Genomic DNA, 17,153 nt, shown 5'->3' with positions numbered 1-17,153 from the left:
GGCGTCAACCGCCGGCAGCGGTCCGGGGGGACGCCCTTGCTTCCAACTACGGAGGGATTGGCATGAACAAAGCGCTCAGAAGTCCTCTGATCTATGGTTTGTTTGTTCTCCCGGCATTGATCTTGTTCTTTGCCTTTTTCATTTATCCGATCTTCACGGCCATCAACAACAGCTTTACCAGTTGGAACGGCATTTCCAAACACATGACTTACATTGGATTGGATAATTACACGATGGCGTTCGAGGATCAAGCGTTCTGGAAATCGGTGCGGAACAATGTGTACTTTATTTTGTTCTCCTGCTTGGTCCAGGTGCCGCTGATCGTGTTCTTCTCCTTGTTGATTGCAAATGTAAAGAAGCTGAAGGGATTGTACAAGACGGCTGTTTTTATGCCATCGATCATGTCGACGGCCGTCATCGGGATTTTGTGGGGGTTCATTTATAATCCCGATTTTGGATTAATGAATCAATTGCTAGGCGTGTTCGGGATTTCCCCGGTGTATTGGCTATCCGACAAGAATTGGGCGATGATTTCTATCCTCATTACGAATGCCTGGCAGTGGACGGGGTTCTATATCGTCATGGTGCTGGCGGCGATCCTGGCGATTCCTCGCGAGCTAGACGAAGCGGCGGCGATCGACGGGGCGAACGGCATTCAACGAGCCGTCAAAATTACGATTCCGTTAATTATGCCGATTATTAGCGTCGTCATCATGCTGTCGGTAGCCGGAGCCATGAAAGCGGCCGATATCGTCTTGGTCATGACCAAAGGCGGCCCGGCCGGTTCGACGGACGTCATGGCAACCTATATGATCCGCTACGCGATCACCAGCTTCCGCCATGGATTTGGCAATGCCATCGCGGTGCTCATTTTTGCGTTTACGATCATCATTACCGCCGTGTACCAAATCCTCGTGGTCAGACGCACAGAAAGGATTGAATACTGATGAGAATGCTAAAAAAGTCGATCCCGCATCTGTTTCTCATGGCGTATCTACTCATCATTTTGTATCCGTTTCTGTTCGTGTTGTTCTCCTCGGTCAAAACCGATAACCAGGCGATTGCGTCGAATCCGTTTGGTTTGCCGTCGTCGATCATATTCGATAATTACGTGAATGCATGGGTTAACGCCAAGATCAGCACGTTTTTCTTTAACAGCTTATACATCGGCGTATTGTCGGCTTGCTTGTCCATCTTCTTTGCCGCGATGCTGGCGTTTGCGGTGACGCGCATGCGGTACAACCGAATCAGCGCGATCGTGTTCCAGCTCATCCTGCTGGGGATGCTGATCCCGAACAATTCGCTGCTGCTGCCGATCTATGGCATGATGCGGAACTTGAATGTGCTCGACACGCATATGGCGTTGATATTGCCTTATGTGGCCAACGCGATTCCTTTTTCGGTCATCATTTTGGCAGCATTCATGCGCTCCATCCCCGGAGAAATTGAAGAGGCTGCCGTCATGGACGGCCTATCCTCGTTAGGGATGTTCTTCAAAGTCATGCTCCCTCTGACGGTGCCGGCGATCGTGACCGTGTTCATCATCAATTTTCTCGGCAATTGGAACGAGTTTTTGCTGGCCAATTATTTTCTGTCCAGTGAAGAACTGCGTACGCTCCCGGTTGGTATGGTGGGTTTCCGAGACGCATACAACACGAATTATGCACAAATGTCGGCAGGGATCGTGTTCAGCGTGCTGCCGGTCATGATCATCTATGCGGTGCTCCAGGAAAAAATAATTGAAGGCGTTACGGCCGGCAGCGTTAAAGGATAGACGGAGGCATGTTAAAATAAGGGGAGTCTTACCAATTGGGAGCTGCCGCCGATGAATTTACGGATCAAACTATTTACCGCCTTTTTAGGATTAGTGATCATTCCCTTATTTGTGCTTGGCATTATCACGTTCTTCGTCACGTTCAACTCGATCGAGAAGAAATACAGCCAGCAGGCGGAATATTCGCTGAAGGCAATCGGCTACAGCATCAAGAACGTCTTCCAGGAGATGGACAATGTCACCGATAACGGCATTGCCAAAGGGGTGTTTCAGGCGGCATTGTCAGCCAAAGACCCGGATACCCAGGATTTGACGGCCACGACGCAGCTGGAGCTGAACGCCAATCAGCGAAATTTCCGATCCTTGCTGTATAGCCATCCGGCCATCGATTACGCGTTTCTGTATAACATTCACGGGGGCCGGGAATCCAATGTTATCGCTATTTTCAATAAGGAAAATTTTGAGACGCTGCCCTACGAGAAATTCAAGGAGCATCCTTTATATACGGAAGTGATGGCTCTAAACGGCCAACCCAAATGGATCGCTCCGCACGAATATCCGGAACTCACCGGGTCGGACAACGTGTTTACGCAAATTCGCCTGATTAAGGAGCTTAGCAATCTGGAGCGGGTTGGCGTGTTGGTGGTGCAGATCAAGAACTGGGAGTTCGAGAAGATTTTTCAGAACCTGAAGCTCGGCAGCCAGATGCGGGATACCCGGTTTATGTTGGTCAATGATAAGGGCCTGATTCTGTACGATTATCAATCGGAGCTGGACGGTCAGCAAATCGGAGCTTATCTGCTGAAGGACTGGGAGTTGGGCGAGGGGTATCGGAGTTTTAAAGGGAAATTTAACGGGAAAGAGAGCGTCGTCTCGATTTACAAATTGCAGGATTACCCGTGGAGCCTCGTCTCGGTGACTTCATGGAGTTATTTGTCGCAGGAGGTGACGACCTTTGCAAAATGGTTTGTCGCCATTATCTGTGTATGCGTATTGACGGCGATGTTGTTTAACTTCATCTTTATCAATCGGATTACCGGAACGATCGGCGTGATCGTACGGTTCATGCGCAAGGTCGAGAGCGGCGATCTGAACGCCCGCGTGGATGAGAAAGGCGATGACGAGCTGCTTCTGCTGCAAAAAGGCTTTAACAATCAAATGGATAAAATCAATGAGCTGTTTGATCAGGTCAAACGGGAGCAACTGCAGAAGGCGAACGCCGAGCTGCGCGTCCTCCAGGCCCAGATTAAGCCGCATTTCCTCTTTAATACGCTGGAATCGATCAACGTGCTCGCGGTTCAGAATGAAGGGCGTAAGGTAAGCGAGATGGTGCTCCGTCTTGCCAGCATTTTGCGAATCAGCATTCAGGATAAGGAAGAGATCAAGCTGAGCTTGGAAGTCGAGCATTTACGCAGCTATCTAGAAATACAAAAATTCCGGTTTGATGAACTGTTTGAGTATGTTATCGATATTCCGGACGAGATGAAGAACTGCCTGCTGTTAAAATTGACCCTGCAGCCCCTCGTGGAGAACAGCATTCAGCACGGGTTTGAGGGGATCGACTATAAAGGCAGGATCACGGTCACGGGGAGAATGGAACAGGACCGCATCCTGCTGAGAATCGAAGACAACGGAATTGGGATGACGAACGAGCAGCTGGCGAACATTCAATACGCGGATATGGACGATCCGGCATACCGTTCCTTGGCGCCTTATCCAAGTCATGAACGCCGGGGGCTGGGACTCCGCAGCGTGTATGACCGGCTGAGGTATCAGTATGGGAGCAGGTATGGATTATTTATTTGTTCGCAGCCCGGATATGGAACAACGATTCAATGTGTGATACCAAGATATGGGGCGGGTGATTTCGATGAGATTAAAAGCGTTGCTGGTTGACGATGAAATTCATATTCTCACGAACTTGTCGAAGGTATTGCCTTGGGAAGATATGGGGTTCGATAGCGTCTTACTGGCCAAGAACGGAAAGGAAGCGTTGGAGCTGGCCTCCATTCATCGTCCCGACTTGATCTTAAGTGATATCCGCATGCCGGTCATGGATGGGATTCAATTGCTGCAAGAGCTCCGGGAGCGCGAAATTCCTAGCGAAATCTTGCTGTTGACCGGGTATCAGGAATTTGAGTATGCTCGAACTGCGATCCGTTATGGCGTCAAGGATTACATTTGCAAGCCGATCAATTACTTTGAGCTGGAGGAAACGGTTCGGGGAGTTGCCAAGCAGATTCGTGAGAAACGCAAAACCCAAAATAAGGAACAGCGGCTGAATCAGGTGGTTGATCTGGCCAACGAGAACTTCCTGCTGCATTCCCTGCTTGGGCAGGAGACGGATGGGGAGGGGCTGCTGTGGGACGACGAAGACGTTGGAGTAGAACAACGCCGTTACGCCATGCTTCTCTTGGATCTGGAGGGATATTCGCATCGTTCGATCGTTTGGACACTCCATGAGCGCAAAGCTTGGAATTTGCATATCAAGCATGCGCTAAAGGACATCTTTGGCGTGGTGCTATCCGACTTGGTCGTGCTCCAGATCCGTGAAGGAGAATGGTGTCTGGTATTCCCGGCCACCGAATCGGATCGGTCGTATGGGGAGGACACGCTGATGCCAGGATTTGAACGTATACGGCAGCTGATCCATAGCAAGGAGGAACTGCCGGTTCGAATCTGTATGACCGCACAGCCGCATCGGTTGCAGGAACTATCGGTGTTGTACCATCAATTGCAGCATCGGTTGATTTTGGGATCGGCGCAGGAAGGGTTCGTGAGAGCCGACACAGCGCCTGCGGACGAGGACCGTTCAAGGAAAGACGCGATGGAATTGCAATGGGGCTGGATCGAACAGCTGGGGACCGGATTGCGTAATGGAAGCCAAGAGGTCTTGGACCGCATCGCCGGAGAACTAAAATCGTATTTCGGCCGTTTGGATGAACAGCGGGCGGGTGCGGCCGAGAAGTTGATGCACTACCTGCTTATCCATTTGCTGCGCGAAATGCGTGAGCTGCAGATGCTGCCGCGAGAACAGGAAGAAGCGTTATGGCAGCGGCTACGGGAACCGATGAGCTTGAAGGAGCTGCTATCGCTGATTGTCTCGCTCATTGAGCAGTCGCGCAGCTGTTTGTCAGCGAAGAAGTCCACGGAGCTGCTGATGATGACCGCGCAGAATTATATTCAGAATCATCTTGGCCGCGACTTCGGGATCGAGGATATCGCCGATTATCTCGGCATCAGCAGCAGTTATTTCTGCTTGCTCTTCAAGAACCATTTTGGCGAAACATTTGTGGAGTACCTCACGAAACAGCGGATGGAGATGGCGAAATGCCTGCTGCGCAGCAGCGAGCGTTCGATCGCGCAGATCGGGACCTCCATCGGTTACCAGGAACGGCGTTATTTCACCAAGGTTTTTCAGAAGTATACCGGCATGACGCCGTCGGACTTTCGGCAGAAGGAATCGAACGTATCTTAACGTTTTTACGATGAGGGGGACGGCTCGTGGATGGGAAGGCATGGACGTTAGAGGAGAAGATCGGGCAGCTGTTTATTTGCGGATTTCATAGCCTGGTGCCGGACGAACAGATCAAGATGCTGGTACAGCGTTACTATGTAGGCGGCGTGGTTTATTTCCGGCGGAATATCGCCTCGGTGGAGCAGCTCGCCGAGCTTTCGCGGAGCTTACAAGCGCTGCCCCGCAGCAGGCCTGAGCTTCCGCTGTTCGTTTCGATTGATCAGGAGGGCGGCATGGTGGCTCGGTTGGATCATGAGGGGATGAGCCGCATTCCCGGTAATATGGCGCTAGGGGCAGCCGATGATCCGTCGTTGACGGAGGAAGTGGCGCGGCTGGCGGCGAAGGAGATGTTGCAGCTCGGCATTAATTTTAACTTTGCGCCGTGTGTCGACGTCAACAACAATCCGGCGAACCCGGTGATCGGCGTACGTTCGTTCGGAGAACGTCCGGATCGAGTGGCCGTGCAGGGATCCGCGGCGGTACGCGGCTATCAGACCCAAGGCGTGATCGCGACGGCCAAGCATTTTCCGGGCCACGGGGATACGGCAGTGGACTCCCACCGCGGCTTGGCCAGCGTCCCGCACGGGAAGGAGCGGCTGCACCAAGTCGAGCTGACACCGTTCCGCGAAGCGATTGCGGCGGGCGTCGATGCGATTATGACGGCGCATGTGATCTTCCCGGCATTTGAGCCGGAAGGGATCCCAGCGACGTTATCACGCCGCGTGCTGACCGGCTTGCTTCGCGAAGAGTTGGGCTTCGGCGGGCTGATCGTCACCGATTGCCTGGAGATGAAGGCCATTGCGGAGCATTACGGCATCGCCGAAGGGGCGGTGCAGGCGATCGAAGCCGGCGCGGACCTCGTGCTCGTGAGCCATACGCTGGCGGACCAGCGCGCGGCGATTGAACGGGTGGCCGAAGCGGTGCGGAGCGGCCGGATCAGCGAAGCGCGGATCGACCGCTCGTTAGAGCGCATTCTGGCGCTCAAGGCGAAGCGGATCGGCAGCGCGGAACAGGCGTTAACTGCCGCGACCGCGGGGGAAGGGCCGCTGACGCCGGAGGCGGAGAGCGGTGCGCTATTGCGGAGAGCGGCAGAGCGCAGCGTGACGCTTGTGAAGGGTGCGGGCAGCCTGCCGCTTGAGAGCGATCGGCCGGTGCTGGTCGTCTGGCCGGAGCTGCGGCACCGCACCGAAGTCGATGAGCCGGCGGTGCATCCCTATACGCTAGCGGATGCTCTACGGCCGCTTCATGGCCAGGTATCTGCGACGGTGATCGGCACACAGCCCTGCGACGAGGAGATAACCACGGTGATGGAACGAAGCAAAGAGTTCGACCAGATCGTTGTGGCAACCTATACGGCGGAAGGGGGGATCCCCGAAGGCCAGCAATCCTTGGTGCGGCGGCTTCAGCAGCTTCCAGATAAACGCCTGATCATCGTGTCTACGCGGAATCCTTACGATTTGCTCGCGTTTCCGGAGATCGAGACGTATCTCTGTTTATACGAGAACCGCCCTTATTCACTGGATGCAGCCGCCAAGGTCTTAGTTGGCAAAGCGCAGCCACAAGGAGTATTACCGGTCAGCTTGATCCAAGGTTAATGAAAGGTTTTGCGGCAACGCCCGGGAGAGTTTTCCGGGCGTTTTTTGTGGTGATTTGTCAAAAAATAAAGGAAAATGCGGCAACGAACGACTTCTTTTGCCAATTTATTGTCGTACGTGTCAGCAACTTTTCGTTTTTACTTGCGTTTAATACATTGTGAGATAAAGGGTGCTTTATAAAATGGGAGAGTAAGGGAGTTTAGGCATGAATTTAAAGAGATTGTTGATCACCACGATGTTGGTAGCATCGCAAATTTCCATGGTGCTTCCGGCTAGCGCGGAGGAAATGGGGCAAGGGAACGGCGTGGATCCGTCGACTGTGACGCAGCAGCCTGCGAATAACGGGACATCGACCCAACCAACCGATGTTGTCCAACCCGGCGATACGCCTTTGGATCAAGGAACGAATGATGGAACGACGGGGGAAACGATTCCCGGAGATAGCCAGGACGGGACGGAGAACGGTGACGAATCTTTGCCTCCAACCAGCCCGGTAACCCCGCCAGCAGATCAAGGCACGCAAAACCAGAGTAACTCGGGCCAATTGATTTTGATGGTGAACAGCAACAAGATGTACCAGAACGGGAAGGAGTACCTTGCCGGCTATCCAATGGAAGTAAAGGACGGCGTATCCTACATTTCGATCCGGGCGATCGTGGAACGGGCGGGATTCCAGCTGTCTTTTGACAATAAAACCAAGGAAACGATCATCAAGCGAGGCAGCGACGAGCTTCGGTTCAAATTGAATACGACCTCTTACAAGGTCAATGGCGTAACGCAGACGATGCGTGGGAAATCTTATTCAGCCAAGAATAACTTCATGGTGCCGTTGACGGCGATTACGAAGGCCTTAAATATCACGTATTCTTACGATTCGGTAGGCAAACGAGTGATCGTTAATTTGAATACTCTGCCGTATGCATCGTTTACGATTGGCAACAATGAAGTGGTCGCCGGTGAAACGCAGGTTCAGTATGTAACGAATGCTTCCTCGCCGATTGGACTTCCGATCGTGAACGAGGAATGGATCGGGCGTCAGGATATGTTCATGACGCCGGGGGATTATACCGTTACCTACCGGGTACAGGATTCCAGCGGTCAATGGAGTAATCCGTTTACGCTAATGATTCATGTTAGCAAACCGCATACGCCGCCGGTAGCGAATTTTACGACGGACAAAGACACCTATAAAATGGGTGAAATGATCACTTACACTGACCTCAGTACGGATGAAGTGGCCATCACCGAACGCGTGTGGGAAAATAAACAACTGGCGTTCTTTACGCCAGGGCAAATGACGATCCGCCTGAAGGTCGTCAACAAATTTGGTTTGTATTCGACCGTAGAGAAGACGATTACGATTACGAACGAAACACTCTATACGCGGGACGAATTCAATAAACTGTTCATGCCTGTAGGGGAAAAATATACGTTTGACGGTACACAGGTGCCAAGCTGGGAACGGCTCAAATACGCGTTCACTTCCGAAGCGGTAACGTTGATCCGCAGCAATAGCCCGGAAACGGTCTATTCCAAAGGGATCCTGTATAAGGAAGCCGCCATCGGAAATACGCGCTTCATGATCCACCACGCCAATGCGACCGGGAAGTCGGTCAAAATGTACGTCATCGCGACGAACAACAATGGTGAAACGACGAGACTAACGCAGAGCAATCTGGGCTTTGGCGGTCCGAGCAATTACGCTACAGCGGCGGGGAAAGCTTCGGTACAGCGTTATTATGAGTCGATGCAAACCGGCAACAAATACAAGGATACCTGGTTTGCTCCAGGGGAAAGCAAGATCATCCTGAACGAGCTGAGCGCTACCTCAATGAAGCAGGGAGATGTCATCTCGCTGTTTGCGGACTTGTACAGCGATCACACCTTGAATTACACGGTCATTATGGTGGATCAGGATCAAGACCCGTTCAAGACTTTGCCTTATCTGAGTGCATTAGCACCTGATATTCATAATCGCGGTACCTATATGGAGGCCAACCGCAATATTGAAGTGACCGATCTGATCGGCAATACGCCATCCCGGTTGTTGATTGGCGATAACTCCAGTGACCCCTTCCTGATCGGATACGACGGTCCAACCGGGGAATATCGCATGAACGCCGGTAACTTCGGCGTCTTGTACCGGATCAAGCTGTACCGCGTCGCCCCAAACACACTGATCTCGTTTAATCCACGTGGGGGTGCTTATATGGGAGCGGTTATGGTCAACGGGGATATCGTGGGATTGGCGAACGTTGGTGGACTCAGCGCCCCTAACGATAACGGCGTGCTGTTCCGCACCGGGGAACGCGAGCAAACCGTGGATCTGATTTTCACGGCGGCTCCGGGCAGCAATTTGTCCGTCAACCTGCTGTTCCAGCAGATGCCGGAGAAGAAGAGCGAGTAAGAACGAATGAGCCTAAAGGCACGGCGCCCCAGCGTCGTGCCTTTTTTTGGTTAAGGCTAGAAGCGGATAAGCTGCACGCAATGCATATCCGATCTCATTGACGGAGCATTTGATTTGGGGCATTATTAGAGAAGACGCATGGATTAAGGGGTAGATTGGAGGAATGTCACATGCTGTCGACCGAAGAAATTATTAAAGTGATGTCCAGCCGGGGGCTGCGGATTACCGACCAACGCAAAAGCTTGGCCAAGCTGTTCGCCGAGCGGGACGGTTATTTGACCCCAAAGGATGTCTATGAATATATGGGCAAGGAGTACAGCGGTCTCAGCTTCGATACCGTATACCGCAATCTCCGGGTCATGGAGGAGCTAGGCGTGCTGGAACAGGTCGTATTTGAAGACGGCCTCAAGTTCAGAGCCAGCTGCAGCAGCGAGGGGCATCATCACCATCATATGATCTGCCTCCAGTGCGAGAAGACGTATCCGATCCATTTCTGCCCGATGCCGCTGACGGACGCGCCGGAGCAGTTCCAGGTCGTGAAGCATAAATTCGAGGTTTTCGGGTATTGCAAAAACTGTCGGCCGGACGGCAATTCTCAGGATGCCGCGCCGGAGCCCCACGAGGTGTCCTGAGATGGGCGTGGTCCGCAAAACGTTTCAGGCCCCGATCCATGTCTACCGCAAGTTTATTTCGCCGCTGAAACCGCCAACCTGTCGTTTTTATCCGACCTGCTCGGCGTATGCTTTGGAGGCGATCGAGGTGCATGGCCCGCTGAAAGGCTCTTGGCTGGCGGCGAAACGGATCGTCAAATGTCAGCCGTTCCATCCGGGCGGATATGACCCGGTTCCCCCTAAGGCGGAGAAGAAGCCCGGGGGCGAGCAAGGCACGCCGCCGCTGAATGGCGGACAAGCCTGATCGCTTCGGGGAAGAGGCCGGCTCCGAGGCGGCTTGACACGGTTTGGAAATTTTTTTAATATAAAACGTAAGTTCAAATTAAAATGTAAGTTCAAAAAAATCAAGATTCGACGCCGAGTTTTCTTCTTGAACTGCTTCGTGATCGAAAGCTGACTTTTTGAACAACTTCTATTGTGTCCAGTGAACGGATGAGTACAGGGATAAGATCCAGCTACAGAGAGCCGGGGAAGCTGCAAACCGGTCTGGAACATCTTTGGAATATGGTCCGGGAGGAACCGTTTTCGAGCCAAGTGGGATGCGTTCTGCGCAGCGCACGGGTAAGGGAATGGCGTACGGTCCGGCGTTAACGGACGGTCGGTTTCGACCAATGGAGCCCGTTGCCTGCGAAGGTACGGGGAATTTGGGTGGTAACGCGTGAGAACTCTCTCGCCCCATGATGGGGCGGGAGTTTTTTGTTTTAATTGGAATGAAATGAAAGTTCAAAAAGTCAGGTTTCCAGCACCGAGAAGGTTGGATGAAGCTAGGGACTGAGTAGCGGAGCGTAGCTGGAAGCTACGAGAGCAACGGAAGGCCCGGTTGAATTCAAGATTCGACGTCGATTTCGCTTCATGAATGGCTTCGTGATGGAAAGATGACTTTTAGAACAACCTCTAAAGGAGATGACGGTACAATGTCCACCAACAAACCAACATTCTACATTACGACGCCAATCTATTATCCCAGCGATAAGTTGCACATCGGCCATGCCTACACGACGGTAGCCGGAGACGCCATGGCGCGGTATAAACGGTTGCGCGGCTTTGATGTCCGCTATTTGACGGGGACGGATGAGCACGGGCAGAAGATTGAGCAGAAAGCGAAGGAAAAAGGCCAAACCCCGCAGCAGTTTGTGGATGGGATCGTGGCGGGGATTAAACAGCTTTGGGATAAACTGGACATTTCTTATGACGACTTTATCCGCACGACGGAACCACGGCATAAGGTGGTCGTGGAGGAGATTTTTGACCGACTGCTGAAGCAGGGGGATATTTACAAAGGGGAATACGAGGGCTGGTACAGCATTCCTGATGAGACCTATTATACGGAATCCCAGCTGGTTGACGTCGTTCGTAACGACCAAGGCAAAGTGATCGGCGGGAAAAGCCCGGAAAGCGGCCACGCCGTGGAGTTGTTGAAGGAAGAGTGTTACTTCTTACGGATGAGCAATTATGTCGACCGATTGCTGAAGTATTATGAGGAAAATCCGGATTTCATTCAGCCGGAGTCACGAAAGAACGAGATGATCAACAACTTCATCAAGCCGGGATTGGAAGATTTGGCCGTGTCGCGGACAACATTCGACTGGGGCGTGAAGGTCAAAGGCGATCCGAAACATGTTGTGTACGTGTGGATCGATGCTTTGTCCAACTACATCACAGCACTGGGTTACGGCTCGGACCATCCGGAGCTGTATGAGCGATTTTGGCCGGCAGATGTACACCTCGTTGGCAAGGAAATCGTCCGATTCCATACGATTTATTGGCCGATCATGCTGATGGCGTTGGGACTGCCATTGCCGAAGAAGGTGTTTGGTCATGGCTGGCTGCTGATGAAGGGCGGTAAAATGTCCAAATCGAAGGGCAACGTCATGGACCCGAATGTACTGATCGACCGCTATGGGCTTGACGCGACCCGTTACTATTTGCTGCGTGAGGTGCCATTCGGCTCGGACGGTTCGTTTACGCCAGAAAGCTTTGTGCAGCGGGTCAATTCCGATCTCGCCAATGACCTTGGTAACCTGTTGAACCGGACGGTGGCGATGGTTGAGAAGTATTTTGGCGGTGAAGTACCGGCTTATCAGCCTAATGCGACGGCTTTTGACGCCGAGTTGGAACAAGTGGCGGTGGATACGGTTCTCAAGGTGGAAGAGGTGATGGAGAAAATGGAATTCTCCGTGGCGCTGACCTATATCGGGGCGTTTATCAGCCGCACGAACAAATACATCGACGAGACGCAGCCATGGGTGCTGGCTAAAGACGAAGCGAAGCAAGGCGAACTTGCTTCGGTGATGGCGCATCTGGCCGAGTCGCTGCGGATAGCTTCGATTCTGCTGCAGCCGTTCCTGACGCAAGCGCCGAAGAAGATCTGGGCGCAGCTCGGGATCGCTCCCGGGGAGCTCACGACCTGGGAGAGCGCCAAGACGTTTGGCCGACTCCCGGCTGGAACGAAGCTTGTCAAAGGTGAGCCTATCTTCCCGCGGCTTGACGCGGAGCAGGAAATCGAGTTCATTTCGAGCTCGATGAGCGGAGGAACGCCAGCGGCAGAGGCCGCAGCTCCGGCAGACGCTGCGGCGTCGACTCCAGCTCCGGCGGTGGAACAGCCAGAGCCGAAGGAGGAAATCGGCATCGACGATTTCGCCAAGGTGGAGCTGCGCGTAGCGCAGGTACTGGCTTGCGAGCCGGTACCGAAGGCCGACAAGCTGCTGAAGCTGCAGTTGGACTTGGGCTACGAACAACGTCAGGTCGTGTCCGGCATTGCTAAGTTTTACAAGCCGGAAGAACTCGTTGGACGCAAAGTGATTTGCGTGACCAACCTGAAGCCGGTGAAGCTTCGCGGCGAGTTGTCGCAGGGGATGATTCTGGCCGCTTCGCAAGGCGACCAACTGACGTTGGCGACGGTGCCGGATTCGATGCCGAACGGCGCTATTGTCAAGTAAGCAAGGTTTGCAGACGTGATCAACGCGTCAAAATATCGGTGTCATGCGACCGCCAGGGGAACTCCCTCTGGCGGTTTTGTTTGTGGCGTCTTCATTAAAGGAAGAATAATTGAGGTTGACAATCGTAGGAGAATGGCCCTATAATCCTTGTTGGTAATCATTACGATTAAGAGAGGGAGTTATTTATGCTTATACATAGATCCAAGCGGGCGCTGATCCTCGCGGTGGCGCTGCTTACCATCACACTGACTTTGTCGGGCTGCGGAAAGAGTTCGGACAGCGGAACCATCGTGGAGGGGAAGGTTAACGTCATCACTAGCTTTTATCCCATTTACGAATTTGCCAAAGCGATCGGGGGAGAGGAAGCCAACGTTATCAACCTGCTGCCCACGGGGGTCGAGCCGCATGATTGGACGCCGCGCAGCCAGGATATTTTGAATGCGTCCAAAGCGCAATTGTTCTTGTATAACGGAGCAGGGCTGGAGGGCTGGGTCCCGAACTTCCTGAAAGGCTTGGGCGGTGACAACGAGGTGCAAACCGTGGAGGTCAGCCAAGGCATTGATTTGATCGAAGCGAATGGGGACGATGGTCATGGACATGGCGAGGAATCGGAGTCGAACTCGGGGCATGAGGGAGAGGAAGCCGACCATCACGTCGATCCGCATACTTGGGTTAGCCCCAAATCCGCAATCGTGATGGCGGAGAATATCAAGAACAGCTACATTGAGGTAGATCCGGCTCATGAGGCAACCTATGAAGCCCGCTATCAGGAGCTGATTGGACAATTGCAGGCGCTGGATGCCAAGTTTACCGAGCAATTATCCGCGCTGCCAAACAAGGAGATTGTCGTTTCCCACCAGGCCTTCGGCTATTTGTGCAGGGATTACGGCTTAACCCAACATGCGATCATGGGGCTCTCGCCCGAAGCCGAGCCGCGGGCTCAGGACCTGGTAGCCCTGTCGAAGATGGTGAAGGAAGAGGGCATCCGCTATATTTTCTTCGAGGAGCTTGTATCGGATAAGTTAGCCAAAACGCTGGCTTCCGAAGCCGGCGTGGAGACCTTGGTCTTGAATCCGGTGGAAGGGTTGACGAAAAACCAAGCACAAGCGGGGGACAATTATTTTACATTGATGGAGAAAAATTTGCAAAATCTGATCCAAGCTCTACAATAAGAAGAAAACTACATGTACCGGAAGGACGCAAAGTGAATGAATACCGACGCAAAACCGGCACTGGATGCCGTTTGTCATGATAGTGTAATCGAGCTCGACCACGTCTCCTTTGCTTACCAAGAGCAAAAGGTCATCAACGATTTCAGCTTTCGAGTTCGTGAGCGGGATTTTGTTGGCGTGATCGGTTCCAACGGCGCGGGGAAAACGACGCTGCTGCGAATGATGGTAGGCTTGCTGCAGCCGACGGAAGGGCAAATCCGCTTGTTTGGCGAACCGATTCGGCGCTTCCGCGATTGGGAGCGAATCGGTTATGTGCCGCAGAAGAACGCCTTTAACCCGCTATTTCCGGCGACGGTCCGCGAAGTCGTGATGTCCGGCCTATACAACAATAAGAAGCTGTTTCACCGAATCGGCCGCGAGGAGCAACGTAAATGCGATGATGCGCTGGAAGTAATGCGAATCGGCGAGATCCAGGATAAACGGATCGGTCAGCTTTCGGGCGGCCAACAGCAACGTGTATTTTTGGCGCGGGCGCTCGTCAACAAACCGGATCTGCTCGTTTTAGACGAACCTACAGTCGGTATCGACGCACAGACGCAAGCCGACTTTTTTGAATTAATCTTTCATATGCACGCCCATCATCATATGACGTTTCTGATGGTCTCCCATGATATCAGCATGATCGAAGGTCAGCTGGGCCATGAACCCCGTGAGCATTGCGGGGCGATTAAATTTTACGTGCGTCATTCGCACGAGCAGGACTGCGCGATCCCGGACCTACAGCATTCGTTGGTTTAGCCTACGCTTTCGAGGCCGTTTTGCTTCGAAAAACTTTTAGGAGTTGTTGATTTTGGAAATATTATCCGCTGATTTTTTTCAAAGAGCGCTGGCTGGAGGTCTGCTTATTGGGCTGACGGCACCGCTGATCGGGATCTTTCTGGTATTGCGCCGCCTATCGATGATCGGGGATACATTGGCCCATGTGACGATTGCCGGGGTGGCCTTAGGTTTCTTAGTTGGTGTATACCCCGTAGGGGTTGGTTTAGCTTTTGCGGTGATCGCCTCGTTTGCGATCGAGAAGCTGCGCAAAGCTTATAAAGGCTACGCCGAGCTGTCGATAGCCATCATCATGTCTGGGGGCGTTGCGCTAGCTTCCCTGTTCTTCACACTAGGGATGGGTTACAATACAGATGTGGTCAGTTATCTGTTCGGCAGTATCTATACGCTGGATACGACGGACTTGTACGTGGCATTTGGCGTCACCTTGGTAGTGGTCATCGTCGTCGCGGCGTTTTTTAAGGAGTTCTTCTTGCTCACCTTTGAGGAGGATGCCGCTTCGGTGAGCGGCCTTCCGGTAAAGCTGCTGAATTTGCTGCTGACGGTCATGACGGCGTTGGTAATCAGCACCGCGATTAAGATCGTTGGCGCTTTATTAGTCTCGGCCTTGTTGACGATTCCAGCCGCTTGCAGTCTGTTGATCGCCCGAAGCTTTAAGACGTCCGTTCTATTCTCCGTCATCATAGCCGAAATTGCGGTCGTGGCGGGATTGATTGTGGCGGGCATCTGGAATCTGGCACCGGGTGCCACGATCGTGCTGCTGCTGATCTGTATGTTGATACTTACTTTGCTGGGCAAACGGGGATTTTCCGCCTAGCCCGCAAGGGTACATAGGGGGTTCATATGGCCGACATCCATCTCGGGCTTGCTTTTGGCGCGGGAGTAGCTTCCTTTATTTCGCCTTGCTGCTTGCCCTTATATCCGTCTTATTTGTCCTATATCACCGGGATGTCCGTGCAGCAGTTGAAGACGGAGCAAAGCAAACGAGACGTCCGGTTCCGGACGATGACGCATACGCTGGCGTTTATCCTCGGTTTCTCCGTCGTCTTTTACACATTAGGGTTCGGCGCCGGTTTGTTTGGAGAATTCTTTAATCAATACCGCGGGTTGATCCGGCAATTATCCGCTATTCTGATCATTTGCATGGGTTTGTTTCTTATGGGGATCTTCCAACCGCGGTTTTTGCTGAAGGAACGAAAAATGGACCTGAAGTTCAAACCTGCCGGTTATGTTGGATCATTTATTTTCGGGATCGGTTTTTCGGCGGGTTGGTCGCCTTGCGTTGGACCGATCCTGGCGGCGATTATCGCGCTGGCTGTGACGGAGCCGGGAACCTGGATAGGACTCATTACCGCGTATACGCTAGGATTTGCCTTACCATTTTTTGCGCTGGCCTTCTTTATCGGTTCGACGAAATGGATCCTCCGTTATTCCGCGATCATGATGAAAATCGGGGGCGCTTTGATGCTCCTGATGGGGGTGCTGCTCTTTACGAACCGCATGGCCCAAATCACCATTTGGCTGCAGCAAATCACGCCCGAATGGTTGAAGTTCTAGGGTTGGATATAGGAAAGTGTGCCGATGCGCACTTGCCAACGGACAATCAGAACATGTATCATTAACAGAGTAATGTTAACCTGCGTGTACATGTTTGTCCGCGTCAACTCATGGAAAAGAGGGAATCGATAGATGCCAACGCCCAGTATGGAGGACTATTTGGAGCGTATTTACAAACTGATCGACGAGAAGGGATACGCGCGCGTGTCCGATATCGCGGAAGGTTTGGAGGTTCATCCTTCCTCCGTCACGAAGATGATTCAAAAATTGGACAAGGATGAATATTTGATTTACGAGAAGTACCGGGGCCTTGTCTTGACCAACAAAGGAAAAAAAATCGGCAAACGGCTCGTGGACCGACATCAACTGCTCGAAGAGTTCCTTGGCATGATTGGCGTTGAACACGAGAACATTTATAAAGACGTCGAGGGCATTGAGCATCATTTAAGCTGGGATTCCATCACACGTATTGCAACGCTAGTGGAGTATTTCAAGCGTGACACCTCTCGCATCCGCGACCTGGAGACGGTCCATCAGGAACTGATTAGCGAATCATAGAAGAAGCATCTGTCTTTGAAGATAAGGCAGATGCTTTTTTCTTTTTTGCCCCCAGGAGCGCAACTCTTGACCTCTGCCAGACGTTAAAGAGAGTAACGCGGTTTGTCCGTACATAAAGATGATGTG

The 17,153-nt window shown here is 52.5% G+C and carries 13 protein-coding genes and 1 pseudogene; all 14 read left to right on the top strand.

The window, feature by feature from the left end:
• Window positions 1-62 precede the first annotated feature (62 nt).
• The gene (locus tag MKZ15_RS14580) at window positions 63-947 is read left to right on the top strand and encodes a sugar ABC transporter permease (protein WP_155605489.1); all 885 of its coding nucleotides are present in this window, start codon (window positions 63-65) and stop codon (window positions 945-947) included.
• Complete coding sequence (locus tag MKZ15_RS14575) at window positions 947-1,774, top strand: carbohydrate ABC transporter permease (RefSeq protein WP_155605488.1); 828 nt, start codon at window positions 947-949, stop codon at window positions 1,772-1,774. The genes MKZ15_RS14580 and MKZ15_RS14575 overlap by 1 nt, the downstream gene beginning before the upstream one ends.
• Window positions 1,775-1,825: 51 nt before the next feature.
• Window positions 1,826-3,670 (top strand): histidine kinase, encoded by a 1,845-nt coding sequence (locus MKZ15_RS14570; protein ID WP_339816661.1) that lies wholly within the window; start codon window positions 1,826-1,828, stop codon window positions 3,668-3,670.
• Window positions 3,645-5,252: a response regulator gene (locus MKZ15_RS14565; RefSeq protein ID WP_339816659.1), complete on the top strand. Its 1,608-nt coding sequence runs from the start codon at window positions 3,645-3,647 to the stop codon at window positions 5,250-5,252. The genes MKZ15_RS14570 and MKZ15_RS14565 overlap by 26 nt, the downstream gene beginning before the upstream one ends.
• A gap of 26 nt (window positions 5,253-5,278) precedes the next feature.
• A pseudogene (gene nagZ / locus MKZ15_RS14560) lies at window positions 5,279-6,874 on the top strand (beta-N-acetylhexosaminidase); the annotation flags it as partial.
• Between the two features lie 217 nt (window positions 6,875-7,091).
• The gene (locus tag MKZ15_RS14555; RefSeq protein ID WP_339816657.1) at window positions 7,092-9,293 is read left to right on the top strand and encodes a stalk domain-containing protein; all 2,202 of its coding nucleotides are present in this window, start codon (window positions 7,092-7,094) and stop codon (window positions 9,291-9,293) included.
• A gap of 170 nt (window positions 9,294-9,463) precedes the next feature.
• Window positions 9,464-9,925 carry a Fur family transcriptional regulator gene (locus MKZ15_RS14550; RefSeq protein WP_339816656.1) on the top strand — a complete coding sequence of 154 codons (462 nt, stop codon included), beginning with the start codon at window positions 9,464-9,466 and terminating at the stop codon, window positions 9,923-9,925.
• 1 nt (window position 9,926) lies between these two features.
• Window positions 9,927-10,208, top strand: coding sequence for a membrane protein insertion efficiency factor YidD (gene yidD / locus MKZ15_RS14545; protein ID WP_155605483.1), 282 nt, complete (start codon window positions 9,927-9,929; stop codon window positions 10,206-10,208).
• Window positions 10,209-10,878: 670 nt separating this feature from the next.
• A complete protein-coding gene (metG, locus tag MKZ15_RS14540) occupies window positions 10,879-12,903 on the top strand; it encodes a methionine--tRNA ligase (protein ID WP_339816655.1) in 2,025 nt (674 codons plus the stop codon).
• 185 nt (window positions 12,904-13,088) lie between these two features.
• Window positions 13,089-14,075, top strand: a complete 987-nt coding sequence (locus MKZ15_RS14535) for a metal ABC transporter substrate-binding protein (RefSeq protein WP_339816653.1) — start codon at window positions 13,089-13,091, stop codon at window positions 14,073-14,075.
• 36 nt (window positions 14,076-14,111) lie between these two features.
• Window positions 14,112-14,873: an ABC transporter ATP-binding protein gene (locus tag MKZ15_RS14530; RefSeq protein WP_339816652.1), complete on the top strand. Its 762-nt coding sequence runs from the start codon at window positions 14,112-14,114 to the stop codon at window positions 14,871-14,873.
• 52 nt (window positions 14,874-14,925) lie between these two features.
• Window positions 14,926-15,729: a metal ABC transporter permease gene (locus MKZ15_RS14525; RefSeq protein WP_193415908.1), complete on the top strand. Its 804-nt coding sequence runs from the start codon at window positions 14,926-14,928 to the stop codon at window positions 15,727-15,729.
• Window positions 15,730-15,755: 26 nt separating this feature from the next.
• The gene (locus MKZ15_RS14520) at window positions 15,756-16,469 is read left to right on the top strand and encodes a cytochrome c biogenesis protein CcdA (protein ID WP_339816649.1); all 714 of its coding nucleotides are present in this window, start codon (window positions 15,756-15,758) and stop codon (window positions 16,467-16,469) included.
• A 132-nt stretch (window positions 16,470-16,601) separates the two neighbouring features.
• Entirely contained in the window at window positions 16,602-17,027 is a 426-nt protein-coding gene (mntR, locus tag MKZ15_RS14515) for a transcriptional regulator MntR (RefSeq protein WP_193415910.1), read from the top strand.
• Window positions 17,028-17,153: the final 126 nt, after the last annotated feature.

Origin of the sequence: Paenibacillus sp. FSL R7-0216, assembly GCF_037969915.1 — a bacterium.
Lineage (GTDB): Bacteria > Bacillota > Bacilli > Paenibacillales > Paenibacillaceae > Fontibacillus > Fontibacillus rhizolycopersici.
Note: the sequence above shows the minus strand (reverse complement) of the source record. Positions and strands in the feature narration are given on the sequence as shown.

Bases quoted from the DNA above. Each gene is read 5' to 3' on its own strand.
- MKZ15_RS14580 (WP_155605489.1), top strand. From the start codon at position 63: ATGAACAAAGCGCTCAGAAGTCCTCTGATCTATGGTTTGTTTGTTCTC.
- MKZ15_RS14575 (WP_155605488.1), top strand. From the start codon at position 947: ATGAGAATGCTAAAAAAGTCGATCCCGCATCTGTTTCTCATGGCGTAT.
- MKZ15_RS14570 (WP_339816661.1), top strand. From the start codon at position 1,826: ATGAATTTACGGATCAAACTATTTACCGCCTTTTTAGGATTAGTGATC.
- MKZ15_RS14565 (WP_339816659.1), top strand. From the start codon at position 3,645: ATGAGATTAAAAGCGTTGCTGGTTGACGATGAAATTCATATTCTCACG.
- MKZ15_RS14555 (WP_339816657.1), top strand. From the start codon at position 7,092: ATGAATTTAAAGAGATTGTTGATCACCACGATGTTGGTAGCATCGCAA.
- MKZ15_RS14550 (WP_339816656.1), top strand. From the start codon at position 9,464: ATGCTGTCGACCGAAGAAATTATTAAAGTGATGTCCAGCCGGGGGCTG.
- yidD (WP_155605483.1), top strand. From the start codon at position 9,927: ATGGGCGTGGTCCGCAAAACGTTTCAGGCCCCGATCCATGTCTACCGC.
- metG (WP_339816655.1), top strand. From the start codon at position 10,879: ATGTCCACCAACAAACCAACATTCTACATTACGACGCCAATCTATTAT.
- MKZ15_RS14535 (WP_339816653.1), top strand. From the start codon at position 13,089: ATGCTTATACATAGATCCAAGCGGGCGCTGATCCTCGCGGTGGCGCTG.
- MKZ15_RS14530 (WP_339816652.1), top strand. From the start codon at position 14,112: ATGAATACCGACGCAAAACCGGCACTGGATGCCGTTTGTCATGATAGT.
- MKZ15_RS14520 (WP_339816649.1), top strand. From the start codon at position 15,756: ATGGCCGACATCCATCTCGGGCTTGCTTTTGGCGCGGGAGTAGCTTCC.
- mntR (WP_193415910.1), top strand. From the start codon at position 16,602: ATGCCAACGCCCAGTATGGAGGACTATTTGGAGCGTATTTACAAACTG.